Origin of the sequence: Paenibacillus sp. FSL K6-1230 (genome assembly GCF_038002385.1) — a bacterium.
GTDB classification, from domain to species: domain Bacteria; phylum Bacillota; class Bacilli; order Paenibacillales; family Paenibacillaceae; genus Paenibacillus; species Paenibacillus massiliensis.
The window spans coordinates 3,583,256-3,600,206 of record NZ_JBBOCK010000001.1 but is presented as its reverse complement, the minus strand read 5'-3'; the positions used below and the strand labels follow the sequence as shown (position 1 = coordinate 3,600,206).

Annotated in this window: 19 protein-coding genes; all 19 read left to right on the top strand. The window is 49.4% G+C overall.

The features are described 5' to 3' along the window. Positions 1-65 precede the first annotated feature (65 nt). The 19 genes from MKX74_RS15790 (at position 66) to aroC (ending at position 16,951) form a co-directional block, all read left to right on the top strand. On the top strand, positions 66-341 hold the full coding sequence (locus MKX74_RS15790) for a stage VI sporulation protein F (protein ID WP_018886255.1): 276 nt from the start codon (positions 66-68) through the stop codon (positions 339-341). Positions 342-454: 113 nt separating this feature from the next. Further along, the gene (locus MKX74_RS15785; RefSeq protein WP_341179084.1) at positions 455-1,063 is read left to right on the top strand and encodes a hypothetical protein; all 609 of its coding nucleotides are present in this window, start codon (positions 455-457) and stop codon (positions 1,061-1,063) included. A 30-nt stretch (positions 1,064-1,093) separates the two neighbouring features. After that, positions 1,094-1,447: a 2Fe-2S iron-sulfur cluster-binding protein gene (locus tag MKX74_RS15780; RefSeq protein WP_341179083.1), complete on the top strand. Its 354-nt coding sequence runs from the start codon at positions 1,094-1,096 to the stop codon at positions 1,445-1,447. A 431-nt stretch (positions 1,448-1,878) separates the two neighbouring features. Then, positions 1,879-3,357 (top strand): stage IV sporulation protein A, encoded by a 1,479-nt coding sequence (spoIVA, locus tag MKX74_RS15775; protein ID WP_018886252.1) that lies wholly within the window; start codon positions 1,879-1,881, stop codon positions 3,355-3,357. Positions 3,358-3,621: 264 nt separating this feature from the next. Next, positions 3,622-4,704 (top strand): sugar ABC transporter substrate-binding protein, encoded by a 1,083-nt coding sequence (locus tag MKX74_RS15770; protein ID WP_341179082.1) that lies wholly within the window; start codon positions 3,622-3,624, stop codon positions 4,702-4,704. Positions 4,705-4,860: 156 nt separating this feature from the next. Next, a complete protein-coding gene (locus MKX74_RS15765) occupies positions 4,861-6,372 on the top strand; it encodes a sugar ABC transporter ATP-binding protein (protein ID WP_341179081.1) in 1,512 nt (503 codons plus the stop codon). A 3-nt stretch (positions 6,373-6,375) separates the two neighbouring features. Continuing rightward, a complete protein-coding gene (locus MKX74_RS15760; RefSeq protein WP_025681411.1) occupies positions 6,376-7,362 on the top strand; it encodes an ABC transporter permease in 987 nt (328 codons plus the stop codon). A 210-nt stretch (positions 7,363-7,572) separates the two neighbouring features. After that, on the top strand, positions 7,573-7,854 hold the full coding sequence (locus MKX74_RS15755; RefSeq protein ID WP_407667801.1) for an HU family DNA-binding protein: 282 nt from the start codon (positions 7,573-7,575) through the stop codon (positions 7,852-7,854). Positions 7,855-8,191: 337 nt separating this feature from the next. Next, positions 8,192-8,422 (top strand): trp RNA-binding attenuation protein MtrB, encoded by a 231-nt coding sequence (mtrB, locus tag MKX74_RS15750; RefSeq protein ID WP_018886247.1) that lies wholly within the window; start codon positions 8,192-8,194, stop codon positions 8,420-8,422. 143 nt (positions 8,423-8,565) lie between these two features. Further along, complete coding sequence (locus MKX74_RS15745; protein ID WP_341179080.1) at positions 8,566-9,111, top strand: hypothetical protein; 546 nt, start codon at positions 8,566-8,568, stop codon at positions 9,109-9,111. A 165-nt stretch (positions 9,112-9,276) separates the two neighbouring features. Further along, positions 9,277-10,113, top strand: coding sequence for a heptaprenyl diphosphate synthase component 1 (locus tag MKX74_RS15740; RefSeq protein WP_341179079.1), 837 nt, complete (start codon positions 9,277-9,279; stop codon positions 10,111-10,113). A gap of 9 nt (positions 10,114-10,122) precedes the next feature. After that, complete coding sequence (locus MKX74_RS15735) at positions 10,123-10,851, top strand: demethylmenaquinone methyltransferase (RefSeq protein ID WP_025677766.1); 729 nt, start codon at positions 10,123-10,125, stop codon at positions 10,849-10,851. Beyond that, the gene (locus MKX74_RS15730) at positions 10,844-11,716 is read left to right on the top strand and encodes a UbiA-like polyprenyltransferase (protein WP_018886243.1); all 873 of its coding nucleotides are present in this window, start codon (positions 10,844-10,846) and stop codon (positions 11,714-11,716) included. The genes MKX74_RS15735 and MKX74_RS15730 overlap by 8 nt, the downstream gene beginning before the upstream one ends. Further along, positions 11,716-12,339 (top strand): UbiX family flavin prenyltransferase, encoded by a 624-nt coding sequence (locus tag MKX74_RS15725; RefSeq protein WP_025677769.1) that lies wholly within the window; start codon positions 11,716-11,718, stop codon positions 12,337-12,339. Before MKX74_RS15730 ends, MKX74_RS15725 begins: the two co-directional genes overlap by 1 nt. Then, a complete protein-coding gene (locus tag MKX74_RS15720; protein ID WP_341179078.1) occupies positions 12,320-13,186 on the top strand; it encodes a menaquinone biosynthesis protein in 867 nt (288 codons plus the stop codon). Before MKX74_RS15725 ends, MKX74_RS15720 begins: the two co-directional genes overlap by 20 nt. Continuing rightward, positions 13,183-14,157, top strand: a complete 975-nt coding sequence (locus MKX74_RS15715) for a polyprenyl synthetase family protein (protein WP_341179077.1) — start codon at positions 13,183-13,185, stop codon at positions 14,155-14,157. Before MKX74_RS15720 ends, MKX74_RS15715 begins: the two co-directional genes overlap by 4 nt. 191 nt (positions 14,158-14,348) lie before the next feature. Continuing rightward, on the top strand, positions 14,349-14,792 hold the full coding sequence (gene ndk, locus MKX74_RS15710) for a nucleoside-diphosphate kinase (RefSeq protein ID WP_018886239.1): 444 nt from the start codon (positions 14,349-14,351) through the stop codon (positions 14,790-14,792). 28 nt (positions 14,793-14,820) lie between these two features. Further along, positions 14,821-15,621, top strand: coding sequence for a CheR family methyltransferase (locus tag MKX74_RS15705; protein WP_025677774.1), 801 nt, complete (start codon positions 14,821-14,823; stop codon positions 15,619-15,621). 160 nt (positions 15,622-15,781) lie between these two features. Then, positions 15,782-16,951 (top strand): chorismate synthase, encoded by a 1,170-nt coding sequence (gene aroC, locus MKX74_RS15700; RefSeq protein ID WP_018886236.1) that lies wholly within the window; start codon positions 15,782-15,784, stop codon positions 16,949-16,951.

Below are 16,951 nucleotides of genomic sequence, written 5' to 3'. Positions count from 1 at the left end.
GGGCATTCACCTTTTCCAGACTAAGCTCATACACTAATCTGAGCAATGTCGGAGGAGGGGAGACTGTGAGCAAGAACTTTCCAAAGGATGCACTGAAGGCTATCAATCAGAAGAGCGGAAAAAGCATTTCCGAGAACGCCGTCAAAAAGCTGGCTAGCAAGGTGAATTCGGAGACGATGCAGAGCGAAGCTCAGCTACGCCAATTGATTAAGCAGGTGGCGGCCATGGCTAAGTTGCAAGTATCGGAAGGTACCATTCAAGATATCGTAAAGGCTGTCAAGAAGAGCGGTATGAATCCTTCCAACATGGAAGCCTTGATGAAAATGATGATGAAAAAATAATGTGCTGCCTGGCTGCAAGGGGCCCGCGAACTTCTTAGGTTCGTGGGCTTTTGTGAAACCCGCGTTCAGGCTGCGATAACAATAGAACATTGGTTAAGAAAGGTGGAGCGCAGATGAAAAGGCTTGATCTGTCTGCGAGGCTGACCTCGATGCCACAGCTCCATGAAGCCATCCGGCAGCTGGCTGCCGCGTGGTCATCTTCGTCCTCTTGCTGGCTCTTGGGAGGAAGTTGTTCTTTACTTCTACAAGGCGTGGAGCTGGACAAGTCCCCGAATGATATTGATGTATATGCTGATCTTCGCGCAGCCAAGCAACTGCACGGGCACGCACCTGGTCGGTCCCTGGACGAGCAACAGCTGAGCAGAAGCGAGGCTTATTTATCTCTGCTAAGTCATTATGAGCTGGAAGGCTTGACCTTGGAATTGGTCGGAGGTTTCGAGGTGTACGCGACAAATTCTCTGTATCGGGTGGAGATTGAACAGGTGCTTCAATCTGCTGCCCCCGGGATAACGATCAGTAACTACTCCGTCCGTCTGATGCCCTTGGCCCACGAGCTCTTGTTCAATCTCCTGCGTGGCAGGGAGGATCGGTATCAGTCGATTGCCAAAACCATGAATACGGAAGCGGACGAGCATAGAGACCTGCTGGAGCTCTTGCTAGCACGGAATGTATGGTCTGATGCACACGTAGATCATCTCAGACGATTGCTCAACTGGCTCTAATACAAGCTTTGCTGGGAGGTGCTTATCCTGATGAGTCATGAGGTATGCTTTATGCCATCTGGCAAACGTATAGCAGTTCGCTCAGGCACAACTATTCTGGAAGCCGCGCGCAAGGCTGCTGTTCATATTTCCTCACGCTGCGACGCCAAGGCTTCCTGTCTGATGTGTAAGGTGACTATTGCCCCAGAGTGGGCCGAGGCTGCAGGCGTGCCGACCGAAGCAGAGAGGCGTAAGCTAGATTCACTGCTTCAGGAGGGTCAACGTCTGTCTTGCCAGGCCAGAGCTTGGGGACCGCTGGTAGTCACTGTACCAGAGGACCCGTTAAAGGCTGCGGTGCGCAGACAATTGGAGAAGCAACAGGAGGACGATGACAGCCTGTGGTAAAATGATTATTTAAGAGAATTGGCTTTTGGCCAAGGTGGACCTGGAGACGAATCCGTTATGGATTCGTTTTTTTTTGCTTAATTGTTTGCCTCACTGGATATGGATATTAAAACTCATACCGATACAGGTCTGTTCGGCGCTACACGTGCATATAATGACTGTGGCGGTTCAGCACAGGCTTGTGAAGAGGAGGAATGATTTCGTGCCAGAGTTATCAGTCATATCTTCACCGCCTGATACATATGATGATACCAGTCCAATTGCATGTACGAGTGTAGGCCGCTATGACCGATTCTATCAGCCATGACGCTCGGCGGCGGACGACTTCCAGGCTTGCTCTGCCGCAGCTGGGTACCAAGTCTTCTGATCGAACACGAAGCGGATGCTCTTATAGCATTTTTCCTTCGGAGAATCTTGAGGAGGGGATTTCATTGGAGAAAGTAGACATTTTTAAAGACATTGCCGAGCGCACCGGGGGAGATATCTATCTGGGAGTCGTCGGCGCCGTTCGTACAGGAAAATCAACATTTATCAAGCGCTTTATGGAAACGGTAGTCTTGCCAAATATTGCGAATGAAGCTGATCGGGTGCGCGCAGTGGATGAACTTCCGCAGAGTGCCGCGGGCAAGACAATCATGACAACAGAGCCTAAATTTGTACCCAACAATGCTGTACAGATACGTGTAGCAGAGGGCCTGGATGTAAACGTGCGATTGGTGGACTGTGTAGGCTATGCTGTGGAGGGTGCGAAGGGCTATGAGGACGAGAACGGCCCGCGTATGATCTCTACACCATGGTTCGAGGAGCCGATTCCATTCCAGGAAGCAGCGGAGATCGGAACACGTAAGGTCATTCAGGAGCACTCGACGCTTGGCGTCGTCGTAACGACGGACGGAACGATTGCCGAGATACCTCGCAGCTCTTATGTAGAATCCGAGGAGCGGGTCATTGAGGAGCTAAAGGAAGTTGGCAAGCCATTCGTGCTTGTTATTAACTCCACTCGTCCTAATAGCGAGGAGACCTTACAGCTGCGGAGTGAACTGGCAGCCAAGTACGATATTCCTGTCATGACACTCAGTGCAGCTACGATGACTGAGGATGATGTTACAGGCGTGCTTCGCGAGGTATTATATGAATTTCCTGTGCATGAGGTGAATGTCAATCTTCCGAGCTGGGTGATGGTCCTGAGTGAGAATCACTGGCTCCGGAACAACTATGAGAACTCAGTGCGAGACACTGTGAAGGACATTCGGCGATTGCGTGATGTGGATCGAGTCGTAGGGCATTTCATGGAATATGACTTCATTGACCGTGCCGGATTAAGCGGGATGAACATGGGGCAAGGCGTCGCTGAGATTGACCTGTATGCTCCAGACGAACTGTATGACCAGATTCTCATCGAGGTTGTTGGTGTGGAGATTCGTGGAAAAGACCACTTGCTGCAGCTTATGCAGGATTTCTCTCATGCCAAGCGCGAATATGACCGATTCGCGGAAGCATTGGAGATGGTGAAGACTACAGGCTATGGTATAGCAGCACCTTCACTATCTGAGATGGCTCTGGATGATCCGCAGTTGATCCGACAAGGGTCACGTTTTGGGGTGAGGCTGAAGGCAACAGCACCTTCCATTCATATGATTCGGGTGGATGTTGAATCTGAATTCGCTCCGATTATCGGTACCGAGAAGCAGAGCGAGGAACTGATGCGCTATCTGATGCAGGACTTTGAGAATGACCCGATCAAAATCTGGGAATCGGATATCTTTGGTCGTTCGCTCCATTCCATTGTTCGTGAAGGGATTCAGGGGAAAATTGCCATGATGCCGGACAATGCCAGATACAAATTGCAAGAAACGCTGGGACGCATTATTAATGAGGGCTCTGGCGGTCTAATTGCTATTATTCTTTAAGCAGATGCTGAGCAAGATCGCCTAATTTGCAACAGAAAATAGAGACAACGATAAGGTGCCTTCAAGCCAATGGCTGAGGTGCCTTATTTGTGTTTGTTAGACTTTTTTAAGCTAAACCATGAATAGCTAGAATTTTAAAAATAAACTTTTAAAACCTATTTACATTGTCGGATTAAAGCGATATATTATTTAATAATTCATAAACATGAATGAATATGTAATCACCTACAGGGTAGGACAAGCAGGACGAGGGGGAACAGAACGATGTTGAAGACAAAGAGAAAAGTATGGGGATTATCCTTGATGCTGGTGCTGGTAGTTATACTGAGTGCATGTGGTCAGAGCGCACAGACGGCCGGGGGCGGGGATAGCTCTAACACAGCAGGCTCCTCCGAACCTGGAGATCTGAGAGGCAAACGAATTGCGTTAATTATGGAATTTAATACAGGTACCTTCTCACAGCAATACGTGCAGGGGGTAGAAGAAGAGGTTAAGAAATTCGGAGGTACGCTTACTAAGTTCGTAGCAGATAATGACAAAGCGAAGATGGCTTCGCTGCTGGATAGTGCTATTACACAGCAATTTGATGCCATTCTGACAGATCATGGAGATGCGTTGCTGGAGCCAGGTCTGAAGAAGGCGGTAGAGCGTGGGATTCCGGTAATCGTGTTCGATGCAGCGGTGAACGTGCCAGGAGCCGTCGTCTTGTCACAGGATGATCAGAAGATGGCAGAGCTGACATTGGAACAGATGAAGAAGGATATTGGCGGCAAAGGGAACATTGTCAAGGTATGGGTAGCAGGCTTTGCGCCAATGGAGCGTCGACAGCTGTCCTATGCGAAGTTCCTGGAGGAGAATCCAGACATTAAAGAGATTGCGACCTTTGGTTCCGCACAAAACCCGGCATTGGACACACAGGCCAAAATGGAAGCTGTCCTGAAGCAATATCCGAAAGGCGAAATTACAGCCGTATGGGCTGCTTGGGATGAGTTCGCCAAAGGGGCTGCACGTGCGATTCAACAGGCTGGACGCGATGAGATCAAGATCTATGGCATTGATATGAGCGACGAGGATCTGCAAATGATCCAGGATCCTAGCAATCCTTGGGTAGCTTCAGCGGCTGTAGATCCTACAGATATTGGACGAGTTCAGGTACGATACGCATATCAAAAGCTCCATGGAGACAACCCGGAGGAGAAGGTTGTGCTGGAGCCCGTGTATGTGCATCGTGATGCCCTTCCTGACCAGCAAATCTCCACCAGTGAACTCTCTCAATATGTAGAGGGATGGGGGCAAAGTGAGCAAGGCAAGAAGGATTGGATGAGCGAATATGAGTCTGCGCAATAAGTCGTACTAGTGACCAGAGTTGGGGCGCCATGCGGGAGCATTTTATAGCTAGTTTAGAAGGCTTTCGTAGGCACGAGATAGGACAGAAAGTTCGGGCAGGCGCGCTACGGCGCGTCTGTTCTTGTATGTAAGGCTAAAGTCAGGAGGGTGGTCCCCTTGGGTAATTCGATGTACGAGCTCACGATGAAAGAAATTTCTAAAGAGTTCTCGGGCGTTCCGGCACTGCAGGGAGTGGATTTCTCCGTACGTGGTGGAGAGATACATGCACTGCTCGGTGCCAATGGTGCAGGTAAAAGCACGCTAATGAAGGTATTATCAGGAGCATATACCGCTGATAGCGGGACAATTGCTGCGGATGAACAAATATTGAGCATTCGTGATCCACTTGAGGCCAAGCAAGCGGGGATTCATTGTGTGTATCAGGAGGTTGATTCGGTCCTGGTGCCTCAGCTCACAGTAGCTGAAAATATCATGCTCGATGAACTTTCCGCGCGTGGCAGCGGGCTGTGGTTCGGTGGCAGGGGGATGAGACAGCAAGCTGAGCAGGCACTGCAGCGGCTTGGAATTCAGTTGGACCTTCAGCAGAAGGCAGCGGATCTGGCGCTAGCAGAGAAACAGATGGTGCTGATCGCGCGCATCCTAACCCATGACGCTAAGGTTATTATTTTTGATGAGCCTACGGCGCCATTAAGTCAGAGCGAGACTGTGCGATTGTTCCAGATTATGCATCAGCTCAAGCAGGAAGGGGTAGCTTGTATTCTCATTACACACCGCCTTCCTGAGGTTATAGAGCACAGCGACCGCGTCACGGTCATGCGAGATGGGCAGCAGGTATGGACAGGCTTTACCCAAGATACAGATACAGCGGGCATTGTGCAGCACATGCTTGGCAAAACCTTTGAGGAGGAGTTCCCAAAGTCGGATACGGCTATAGGTAATGTAGTTCTTGAGACGCAGGGTCTCAAGCAAGGAGTCAAGGTCCGTGGAGTCGATCTAAAGGTGCGGGCGGGGGAGGTGCTTGCGGTAGTCGGTCTTGTAGGAGCTGGGAAAACCGAGCTGTCCCGACTGCTGTCTGGTGCGGACCTACCAGATGAAGGAGTTATTATGCTGTCTGGTCAGAGGGTGCGGATAAAGCAGCCTGCTGATGCGATCGAGCAAGGGATTGTATCTGTTCCAGAGGAGCGGCGCAAGCAGGGAATTCTGATCGATGAATCTGTTGAGCGTAATCTTAGTCTGCCGATGCTGAAGCAGCTTAGTTCGTTCGGATGGGTGAATCGCGTGAAGGAGCGTATTCATGGGCAGCAGCTTGTCGCTTCCCTTGGAATCAAGACCTCATCTATACAGCAGGAGGTCAAATATTTGAGTGGTGGCAATCAGCAAAAGGTAGCCATCGGCAAGTGGCTTAATACGGGAGCAAGTGTGTTCGTATTTGATGAGCCGACCAAGGGCGTCGATATTGGAGCAAAAAGCGACATTTTCAAGCTGATTGGTGAGCTGGCTGCTGCTGGCAAGGCGGTCATTTATCTGACTTGTGAATTTGCAGAAGGCCTCGGAATCGGGGATCGAATTGCCGTGATGTACGATGGCGCCATTGTGAAGGAATTTGCCAGAGGTGAGACGGATCAGGAACGGCTGCTGCTGTATGCCAGCGGCAGTAGGGAGGAGTAAGGCATGAAGGACACATGGTTAAACGCATCTTTTAGATACGGGGCTGTTATTGTTATTGCTGCCGTATTCATTTATTTTTCGATCACACTACCGTACTTTTTCACATATGACAATTTGACAGATATTCTAAGCTCCATTGCGATTGTAACCTTCGTGGCCATTGGGGTTACCCTTTCCCAGATCGTGGATGGCTTTGATCTGTCTGTGGGCTCGACGGTATCTCTAACGACGGTAGCGGCTGCTACGCTTATGATCTGGTATGAGCAGCCCGTATATATCGTCATTATTGTCTCGCTGGCAATTGGTGCTATCGTAGGACTAATGAACGCTCTACTTATCGTCAAGCTGCGCATTCCCGATCTGCTGGCGACCCTTGCGGTCATGTATATTATCAGTGGTCTCCACAAGACGTACGCACAGGGCTATACCATCTACAATAACATGCAATTTCCGGATGGCAGTAAGGCTCCAGGCTCCATGTCTCCAGGATTTCTGTTACTGGGACAGGGCAAGCTGCTGGGGATTCCGATCTCCGTCCTGTTACTTATCATTGCTGTACTGTTCGTCCATATTTTCCTGACCTATACGAAGTATGGACGCCAGATGTATGTCACTGGCGGTAACAGAGAAGCTGCAAGATTGTCGGGGATCAAGGTCAACCGTGTGCGTACACTGGCTTACGTGGCTTCGGGTATATTTGCTGCGATCGGCGGGATTTTGTATGCATCGCGTGTCGGCTCAGGTCAGATTGACGCTGGTGCTCCTCTGCTGATGGAGGCTGTCGCGGCTGTATTCGTAGGTTTTTCTGTATGGGGGGCGGGGAAGGCCAATGTTATCGGTACCTTCTTTGGCTCTGTGCTCATTGGCGTGCTGGTGAATGGCTTGACCATGATGAATGTACAGTATTTTGCGCATGACATTATCAAAGGAACGGTGCTCGTGCTGGCGCTTGCAGTCACTTTTTATGTTTTGAATCGCCGTCGTACTTGAAATTGTTGATCTTCTGTATTACTATAAACCTTGTTCCGGCCTAAGTATGTTGTTCTATCAGCGATTTTGGGCATTGCTAACTAAAAATAAGCGGTTATACGTATATTTGACGGCAAAACGGAAAGAGTTGATACTACTTCGTTAGCAGCGATCTGAAGGACGGATGTTCTGCAGATCGTCATTTCCAGCAATACACAATGGATTCAGGAGGTGAATAACGTGAACAAGACAGACTTGATCAATCAAGTTGCTGAGAAAACTGAGCTGTCCAAGAAGGATGTAACCAAAGCAGTGGATGCACTGTTTGATACGATTTCTGAGGCTCTGCAATCCGGTGACAAGGTGCAATTGGTGGGTTTTGGTAACTTCGAGGTTCGTGAGCGTTCCGCCCGTAAAGGTCGTAACCCGCAAACAGGAGAAGAGATCGAAATTCCAGCTAGCAAAATCCCAGCATTCAAGCCGGGTAAAGCACTCAAGGACGGAATTAAATAGTATCGCAAGAAAAACTTCTGCTTAAAAGTGGTCTGTCTACTGTGATAGTACGACAATAGATGTTTTTCTTTAGATAATAGAATTTATAAGTTTTCAGCGCAGCTGAACCATTCGATTATCGCAAGAAAAACTTCCACTTAAAGGTGGTCTGTCTGCTGTGATAGTACGACAATAGATGTTTTTCTTACATATTTCCGATACGCAGAGAGAGGCTGTGAATTTTTATTCACAGCCTTTTCATTTGAGATGAATGAGCAGCGAAGAAGGGCTGCCGATAGTTGACAAAGCCTATGGGCCTATCCCATCATATAGATATTGAGAACGGGAGGAATCGGCAATGGAGAACACTACGCCCAACAACAATGAATATGTCGTCATCAAGGCGAAAAGCAACGGCTGTCAGGTCTTCGGCTTGACACGGGGCCAGGATACACGGCTACATCATTCCGAGAAGCTGGACAAGGGTGAAATTCTGATCGTCCAGTTCACCGAGCATACCTCGGCGATTAAGATTCGCGGCAAGGCTGTCGTGCTGACTAAGCACGGTGAAGTAGATACCGAGGATTAAAAAGCAGGCATAGCCTGCTTTTTTCTTATGTACAATGAAGTATGGACGAATTATCGGGCGGAGCTCTGCAGCCAAGATTATAGATTCAATATCCATTCGATAATAGAACATATAGCCAATTGTACAGACAGGAGAGAGGTCCCATGAAACCCTGGATCACGCTTGCGGGCTCCCTGCTTATCACTGCCGCAGCTGCGGTGCTGCTCCCCAGCCTCTATCAGCTTGAGATTGGTAGCAGCCTGAACCAGTCGGCAGAGGAGGTACTACTTCCCCAGCCGCGGATTGAACTTAATGAAGACAACCTGGTAGACCAAATGAATGTGCTTCCTCTGGATGTGCCGATCATGCGAGTGTCTTGGGACGAGGAGGTGCTGACGCTTGATCTTAAATTAGAAGCCCAGGGGATGGGGCCCGAGGCTGTATATCGAAGTATGGCTGAGGCAGCGGCCTTTTGCTTCTATGGTACGACCAATGTCAGGCAGTTGCTGCTGCGCGTTGTGGCCGAGGATGCCTGGACTGGAGGACGCCATCTGCTGCTGGCGGCAGACATACGCCGAAATGAATGGCCGCAGCAGTCTCTTACCGAGCTCCGTAGCTGGAACAGAGCCGAACTGAGTGAGGAGCTCAAGCGGACCTTCAGAGTGACAGATACCTTACTGTGGCGTAGCAGCTTTTCATCGTATGACTAGGATGCGGGACTCCAAGCAGAACTGAACGAAAAAAGAGCGAGTTATAAAGGTTCTTAAGTCGCACTGAAAGTGTAGATGTGATATAATAGACAGTATTGCGATATCTTAATTGACAGTAAAGTTTAGGCTCGGAGGCTAAGGATGAAACCGTACTGCATACCCCAGATGGCTACGAAATACGTGGAATACGATATGATACAGCAACATACGGATATGCCTGATTTTCCAGACAGCCGTGCCAGGCTGTTGTTTCTGTTTTTACAGAAGAATCCTGGTCTGAATGACGGATATGAGGAGCTCTATCCCCTCGTCACTTCGCTGGTACAGATGGGTCTCGATACCCACGACATGATAGATGCTTCAGGGACACTCGGGATGCGTGAGATGCGCTCCAGGCAGCTGAAGGTGCTTGCGGGGGACTATTTCAGCAGCCGCTTCTATCAGCTGTTGTCTCATGCAGGACAAGTAGAGACGATATCCAGCCTCAGCCGTGCGGTCTGTCAGGTGAATGAGGATAAGATGGTGCTGTATGCCAAGATGGGACAAGACAACTTGACAGCACAAGAGTACCTGGGGGCGAGCGTCCAGTTGAAGAAGACCTTGTTCGAGTCGTTCGGGAGCAGGGTTGCAGTCGCTGACCAGGAGTCGTGGGCAGGGCTGCTTGAGTCCTTTGCTGTATGTGAGACAATTGGACAGGAGCTGACGACACTCTCGAAGCAGATGCTTACGAAGTGCAGCTATGCCTATTGGCTTATCCAGAACTCCGGAGCGCCGGAGGACAGGGGATTGCTGGCTGATGGTCAGCTGGATGGAGCATCCTGGGACAGGCTTATAGTGAAGTATAAAGTGAGAGAAGGTCTTCTCGGCAAGCTGGATGCAGCCTTGGAGCAGATCGAACGCTGGAGTGTGGTACAATCCGATATCCGTTCCGATATTGTGCGGATGATCGATCCGTTCTTGTCTCTCGTACATTATCATCGCCAGGTTGCAAGGGAAGGTTAGGTGAATACAGTGGGTTCAAGTCAGACCAAGCCGAAAGAACAATTTGTTCATGAGGTCTTCGAGAGTATTGCGGGTAAGTACGATATTATGAATGATGTCCTGAGTTTTCGCCGACACAAGGCTTGGCGCAAATTCACGATGAAGAAAATGGAGGTCAGGCCAGGGGACACGGCTCTAGACCTGTGCTGCGGCACCTGTGACTGGACATTGTCACTGGCGTATGCAAGTGAAACAGGGCACATCCATGGACTGGACTTCAGCCACAATATGTTGGATGTAGGCAGACGAAAGATTAAGGAAGCATCGCGTGAACAGCAGATTACGCTTGTGCAGGGGAACGCAATGGAGCTTCCTTTTGCAGATAATTCCTTTGACCATATCACGATTGGATTCGGACTGCGCAATGTACCTGATCTTCATCAGGTGCTTCGTGAGATGCATCGGGTAGTCAAGCCTGGTGGACAAGTGGTATGCCTGGAGCTGTCCAAGCCGACTTGGCAGCCATTCAAGGGACTGTATTATTTTTATTTCCAGAAGGTATTACCTCGTTTGGCCAAATGGTTCGCGAAAAGATACGAGCAGTACAAGTGGCTTCCTGATTCTTTGGCACTGTTCCCCGGAAGGGAAGAGCTTGCCGGCATCTTCCGCGAGATCGGATTGAAAGAGGTCAAAGCCTATCCGTTAACTGGAGGAATTGCGGCATTGCATATCGGAATTAAGGAGAGTCAGCATGTTTAAAAAAGTCAAAATTTTCTCTGAAATGATCAAGATCGAGCATACAGTATTTGCTCTACCTTTTGCATTTATGGGAGCGATTCTGGGCTCCTTTGTAGTAAGCAATCAATTGCCTACCTGGGCGCAGATCGGCTGGATCTTACTCGCAATGTTCGGCGCTCGAAGCGCAGCGTTCGGCTTCAATCGGATGATTGATCGCTTTATTGATGCCAAGAATCCGCGTACGGCTGGTAGAGCAATTCCGGCAGGACTTTTGAAGTCCTCCGAGGTACTGATTTTTACACTGATCTGCCTTGCTTTGTTGCTATGGGCATCGTACCAGTTGAGCCCACTGGCCTTCAAGCTGTTCCCTGTTGCGCTGTTCATGCTGGTATTCTACTCCTACACGAAGCGCTTTACCTGGCTCTGTCACGTCGTACTGGGTCTGACCATTGGACTGGCGCCGCTTGGCGGCTGGGTTGCTGTAACCGGGCAGGTTGATTGGGCTGCATTTGTTTTTTATCTGACCATTGCTTGCTGGACGGCAGGCTTTGATATCATATACGCTTGTCAGGATATTGAGTTCGATCAGCGTGAAGGTGTGTATTCGATACCTGCACGATTTGGTGTTGCTCGTTCGCTTCATATTGCTCGGGCATTTCATATCGTAACGGCGATTGGCTTTGTGGTGCTGTTCTTCGCAGCCAATCTGAGCTGGTGGTATCTGGCGGGCATGATTCTATCTTACATTATCCTGTTCTACGAGCATTACATTGTGACACCTAAAGACTTGAGCAGACTGCAGACGGCGTTCTTCACTATGAATGGTGCGCTGAGTATTGTTGTGTTTGTCTTTACCTTCCTGGATTTAGTGGTGCGACAATTATGATGGCTGCAGCAGCATACAAGAGAATCGTTGTGGGTATTACAGGTGCAAGCGGGAGTATTTATGGCGTCAGACTAATCGAGACGCTGCTTGATGCTGGCATCGAGGTGCACCTGGTGGTCTCTAATGCCGGCTGGCGCGTATTGAAGGAAGAACTTGGCTGGAATGTGACTGACCGGGAAGGAACACTGAACGACATGTTCGGAGACCGTCCCGGTTCTCTTATATATCATCCGGTAACGGATATTGGTGCCTCGGTAGCTAGTGGCTCCTTCCTGGTGGATGCAATGATTGTCATGCCTTGCTCCATGGGCACGTTGTCTGCCGTTGCTCACGGGACCTCAGATAACCTGATGGCCAGAGCGGCTGACGTTATGATCAAGGAGGGGAGACCTCTTGTACTGGTACCGCGCGAAACTCCGCTTCATGCGATTCACCTGGAGAATATGCTGAAGCTGGCACAGCTTGGCGTCAAGATCATTCCGGCCATGCCGGCTTTTTATTTTCAACCACGTAGCATAGAAGATCTTGTCCACTTCCTTGTCGGAAAGGTGCTGGACAGTCTTCGCATAGAGCATAAGCTGTATACGAGATGGGGTGAGCCAGATGACCAAGGACAATCATGAACCTCTGTTCATCGGTAAAATACAATATACGAATGCGTGGCCAGTGTTCCATCATTTTCATACAGAGCAACTTCGGACATCGGCTGAGCTAGTAACGAAGGTTCCGGCAGTGCTGAACCGCAGAATTACAGAGGGCTTACTCGATATGAGCGCTATGTCTTCTTTTGCTTACGCATCTGCGGCGGAGCATCTGTTGATTCTTCCACAATTATCTGTCAGCGTGGACGGAGCGGTGAAATCCATTTTGCTCTTCTCACGCAAGCCGTTGAAGGATATCCGTAACGGAAGGATAGCGCTGACAAATACATCAGCAACCTCGATTAATTTGTTGAAGATCCTCATGAGCAGGTATTTGGGTGGGAAGCCGGAATATTTTGACTGTGAGCCAGATTTGGATACAATGATGAGACAGGCTGATGCGGCATTGTTAATCGGAGATCATGCGATCCGTGCTTCCTGGGCCAACGAGGACTATATAGTGACTGACCTTGGCGCTCTATGGAAGGAGTGGACGGGACATAGCATGACCTTTGCTGTATGGGCTGTCCGACGTGAAGTCGCCGAGCATAGACCTGAGGCTGTCGCGGAGATCGTGGAGGCTTTTTATGCCAGCAAGCGTCAAAGTCTGGAGAATTTGACTCCGGTCATAGAGCAGGCCATGAAGGACATAGGCGGAACAGAAACATACTGGAAGCAATATTTCACCAATCTATGTTATGATTTTGGCAAGAGAGAACAAAGTGGACTTGAGCTGTATCTACGTTATGCACATGAGATGGGTCTGCTTCCGCAAGAGATTAACCTGGAATTATGGAATGACAATATGCTGATACGGGTGAAAGAATGAAACGATTGGAATTGTTCGGTTTATTAAAAAAAGATATGAGCTACATCGAGGATGAGCTCTACCGTAGCATTGATACGCATGAGCCGTTGATTGGGGCGACTTCCATGCATCTGCTCAAGGCAGGCGGCAAGCGGCTTCGTCCTGTGTTCGTACTGCTGGGGGGCAAATTTGGCACGTATGATCTGGAAAGGCTGAAGCGCGTGGCTGTGCCACTGGAGCTAATTCATTCAGCCTCGCTCGTTCATGATGATGTCATTGATGATGCCGAGACCCGGAGAGGGCAGCTAACGGTGAAGGCCAAGTGGGACAATCGGATAGCGATGTATACTGGCGACTACATATATGCACGGGCACTGGCTATGGTGGCGGAGCTACCTAACCCGGATATTCACCGCGTGCTCTCCAAGGCTTTGGTGCAAATGTCCATCGGCGAGATGGAACAAATTCGAGATTTCTTCAATACAGAACAGAGCGTGCGAAACTATCTGCTGCGCATTCGCCGCAAAACAGCGCTACTAATCGCGGTAAGCTGTCAGCTTGGTGCAATGGCTGCGGATGCCTCCCCGGCAGTGGGTTCGTTGCTGTATAGCTATGGGTACAATGTGGGCATGGCATTCCAGATTCAGGATGACATTCTCGATCTGTGCGGAACAGAAAAACAGATTGGTAAGCCGCCTGGTAGTGATATGAGACAAGGCAATATTACACTGCCAGTGATCTATGCGCTGCAGCAGCCGGAGCTTAGTAGGCTGCTCAGAGATGAGATTGAATTGATTCGAGCTCATGAGGACGGTTACAGCACTCAGAAGGCGATTGAGTTGATCAAAGCAAGCGGAGGATTGGCTAAAGCGGAGCAGCTGGCTGACCGATATATAGAGAAAGCCTTGAGTTCCCTGGATCTTTTACCAGATCAGAAGGTCAAGAAGACACTGCGAGACATTGCCCATTTCGTGACCAGACGTACGTATTGACAGATGAATGGGAAGCATGAATTCATGTTTATCGTAACTTATTAAACAGATGACAAAGTACTTTAAACGTTTACATGGTTTCTGTTAGAATACAATGGAAGTTGAATCAATTTCATAATGGCTATGAATAAGTTGTGAAATTGATTCGGTCGATAACATACTGAAATCGTATTCGGATGGAGAGTGAGCCTATGGATCGCACGTTTCTAATGGTTAAGCCAGATGGAGTTCAACGGGGGTTAATCGGCAGAATTATCAGCCGCCTGGAGGACAAAGGCTTCAAGCTGGTTGCTGGAAAGTTTGTTCAGGTTACTAGAGAACAGGCGGAGCGGCATTATGCAGAGCATGTCGGCAAGCCTTTTTTTGAGAAACTCGTTAGCTTTATCACTTCCGGCCCTGTCTTTGCGATGGTGTGGGAGGGAGACGATATCGTCACGCTGTCCCGTATGCTAATCGGGAAGACGAGTGTAACTGAGGCACTGCCAGGGACGATTCGCGGAGATTTTGCCGCCCATACGCCCTTCAACCTGATTCATGGCTCGGATTCTCCGCAGAGTGCCGAGCGCGAAATTGCGAATTTTTTTGCTCCAACAGAATTGGTACAGTATGAGAAAAGCGTGGCGACCTGGATCTAGGAGAATATACATGTAAGGGATGGGTATCATGAGTCAGCTAGAACAAAGTCAGCCTGATCCTGACTACGCAGCGTTCATTCGCAACGTTAAGACAAGCACAGGTATTGATCTTGCACAGTATAAGGAAGCCCAGATGAAGCGGCGTCTAACGACACTCCGCAATAAGAACGGCTACACGACCTTTGTCTCCTTCTATGAGGCAATGATGAAGGAAAAGCCGCTTTTCTATGAGTTTTTGGATCGGATGACCATCAACGTGTCTGAATTCTGGAGAAATCCGAATCGCTGGGAAGTGCTGCGGGATGTTGTATTGCCGGAGCTACTTGCCGGAAAACGTCGCTTGAAGCTGTGGAGTGCAGCTTGCTCGACAGGAGAAGAGCCTTACAGCCTAGCTATGGTTCTGGATGGAAAAGGTCTGCTTGCGGAATCTACGATTCATGCCACAGACATTGATGACGGCGCGCTCGGGAAGGCGAAGGAAGGCAAGTATTTGGAGAGGTCACTCAAGGATGTACCTAAGGAAGTGGCTAGCAAATACTTCAAGCCTGATGGCATGGTGTATCGAATTGATGAGAAGCTCAAGAAGGCTGTGCAGTTCAAGAAGCAGAACTTGCTGCTAGATACCTTTGAGGATGGGTATGATCTAATCATTTGTCGCAATGTCATGATTTATTTTACAGAAGAGGCCAAGCATCTGCTGTATCAGAAATTCGCTAAGAGTCTTCGGCCAGGGGGCGTATTGTTCGTAGGCAGCACGGAGCAGATATTCTCGCCAGGACAGTACAACCTGGAGGCTACCGAGACATTCTTCTATCGGAAAAAGGCCTAGCATCAAGGTTTGGGGAAACACACGCGTGACTCTTTAGGAGAGCCGGCGTGTGTTTTTTCACAGGCACGGCATTTCTTGTCAAAGCACATTGGCTGTACTATAATGAGTTAACGGATTTTAGCGATGCACAGTTTAACAGTTTAAAGGGGGAACGCGCAATATGAGTCTACGCTACTTAACGGCAGGGGAAACACACGGACCCCAACTGACAGCGATTGTAGAAGGATTGCCTAGTAATTTGAAATTGAATTTTGAGGAAATTAATTTTCAACTGCAGCGCAGACAGAAGGGATACGGACGTGGTCGGCGCATGCAGATCGAGACAGATACGGCTACCATTGCTGGCGGAGTGCGTCACGGGTATACGACAGGTGCACCAGTAGCCATCATTGTGGAGAATAAGGATTGGAAGCATTGGCAGAAAATCATGAACATTGAGCCGATTGAGGGCAGTGACGAAGAGAAGCGTCGCGTGCATCGTCCTCGTCCTGGACACGCTGATCTGAATGGGGGTATGAAATACAACCTGAAGGACCTGCGAAATGTACTGGAGCGCTCCAGTGCTCGTGAGACAGCCATTCGCGTGGCGTGTGGTTCATTGGCACGGCAGCTGCTGGCTGAGTTCGGCATCAAAGTGGCTGGTCAAGTCATTCGAATTGGTGAGATTGAAGCACCATACCGTGACATGCCAATTGATGAGTTGATTGAGGTGACGGAAGCTTCTTCGGTGCGTGTAACGGACCCTGAGACTGAGAAAAAGATGGAAGCATACATTGATCAGATCAAGCAGGAAGGCGACACAGTCGGTGGCATCGTAGAATGCATCGTAGAGGGTGTTCCGATTGGACTCGGAAGCCACGTGCAATATGATCGCAAGCTGGACGCTCGTATTGCGCAGGCAGTGATGTCTATCAACGCCTTCAAGGGTGTTGAGATCGGGATCGGCTTCGAAGCTGGTACTATCCGCGGGTCCCAGGTGCATGATGAGATTCTGTACACGGAGGACAAAGGCTACCATCGTAGAACGAACCGTCTGGGTGGATTCGAGGGCGGTATGACAAATGGAATGCCTGTCGTTGTGCGCGGAGTTATGAAGCCAATTCCTACTCTGTATAAGCCGCTGCAAAGCGTGGATATTGATACCAAAGAGGCCTTCACCGCTCAGGTAGAGCGATCCGATGCCTGTGCTGTACCTGCTGCAAGTGTCGTCATGGAGCATGTGGTTGCCTGGGAGATTGCGAAGGCCCTGCTCGAAAAATTCGGCGGAGATTCCATTGAAGAGATGCATGCCAATATGAAAGCATATCAGGCACAGCTGGATAGCTACTAA

Excerpts from the sequence above, each read along its gene's own strand:
- MKX74_RS15785 (WP_341179084.1), top strand. The coding sequence starts at position 455 with ATGAAAAGGCTTGATCTGTCTGCGAGGCTGACCTCGATGCCACAGCTC.
- MKX74_RS15780 (WP_341179083.1), top strand. The coding sequence starts at position 1,094 with ATGAGTCATGAGGTATGCTTTATGCCATCTGGCAAACGTATAGCAGTT.
- MKX74_RS15770 (WP_341179082.1), top strand. The coding sequence starts at position 3,622 with ATGTTGAAGACAAAGAGAAAAGTATGGGGATTATCCTTGATGCTGGTG.
- MKX74_RS15760 (WP_025681411.1), top strand. The coding sequence starts at position 6,376 with ATGAAGGACACATGGTTAAACGCATCTTTTAGATACGGGGCTGTTATT.
- mtrB (WP_018886247.1), top strand. The coding sequence starts at position 8,192 with ATGGAGAACACTACGCCCAACAACAATGAATATGTCGTCATCAAGGCG.
- MKX74_RS15745 (WP_341179080.1), top strand. The coding sequence starts at position 8,566 with ATGAAACCCTGGATCACGCTTGCGGGCTCCCTGCTTATCACTGCCGCA.
- MKX74_RS15740 (WP_341179079.1), top strand. The coding sequence starts at position 9,277 with ATGGCTACGAAATACGTGGAATACGATATGATACAGCAACATACGGAT.
- MKX74_RS15730 (WP_018886243.1), top strand. The coding sequence starts at position 10,844 with ATGTTTAAAAAAGTCAAAATTTTCTCTGAAATGATCAAGATCGAGCAT.
- MKX74_RS15725 (WP_025677769.1), top strand. The coding sequence starts at position 11,716 with ATGGCTGCAGCAGCATACAAGAGAATCGTTGTGGGTATTACAGGTGCA.
- MKX74_RS15720 (WP_341179078.1), top strand. The coding sequence starts at position 12,320 with ATGACCAAGGACAATCATGAACCTCTGTTCATCGGTAAAATACAATAT.
- MKX74_RS15715 (WP_341179077.1), top strand. The coding sequence starts at position 13,183 with ATGAAACGATTGGAATTGTTCGGTTTATTAAAAAAAGATATGAGCTAC.
- ndk (WP_018886239.1), top strand. The coding sequence starts at position 14,349 with ATGGATCGCACGTTTCTAATGGTTAAGCCAGATGGAGTTCAACGGGGG.
- MKX74_RS15705 (WP_025677774.1), top strand. The coding sequence starts at position 14,821 with ATGAGTCAGCTAGAACAAAGTCAGCCTGATCCTGACTACGCAGCGTTC.
- aroC (WP_018886236.1), top strand. The coding sequence starts at position 15,782 with ATGAGTCTACGCTACTTAACGGCAGGGGAAACACACGGACCCCAACTG.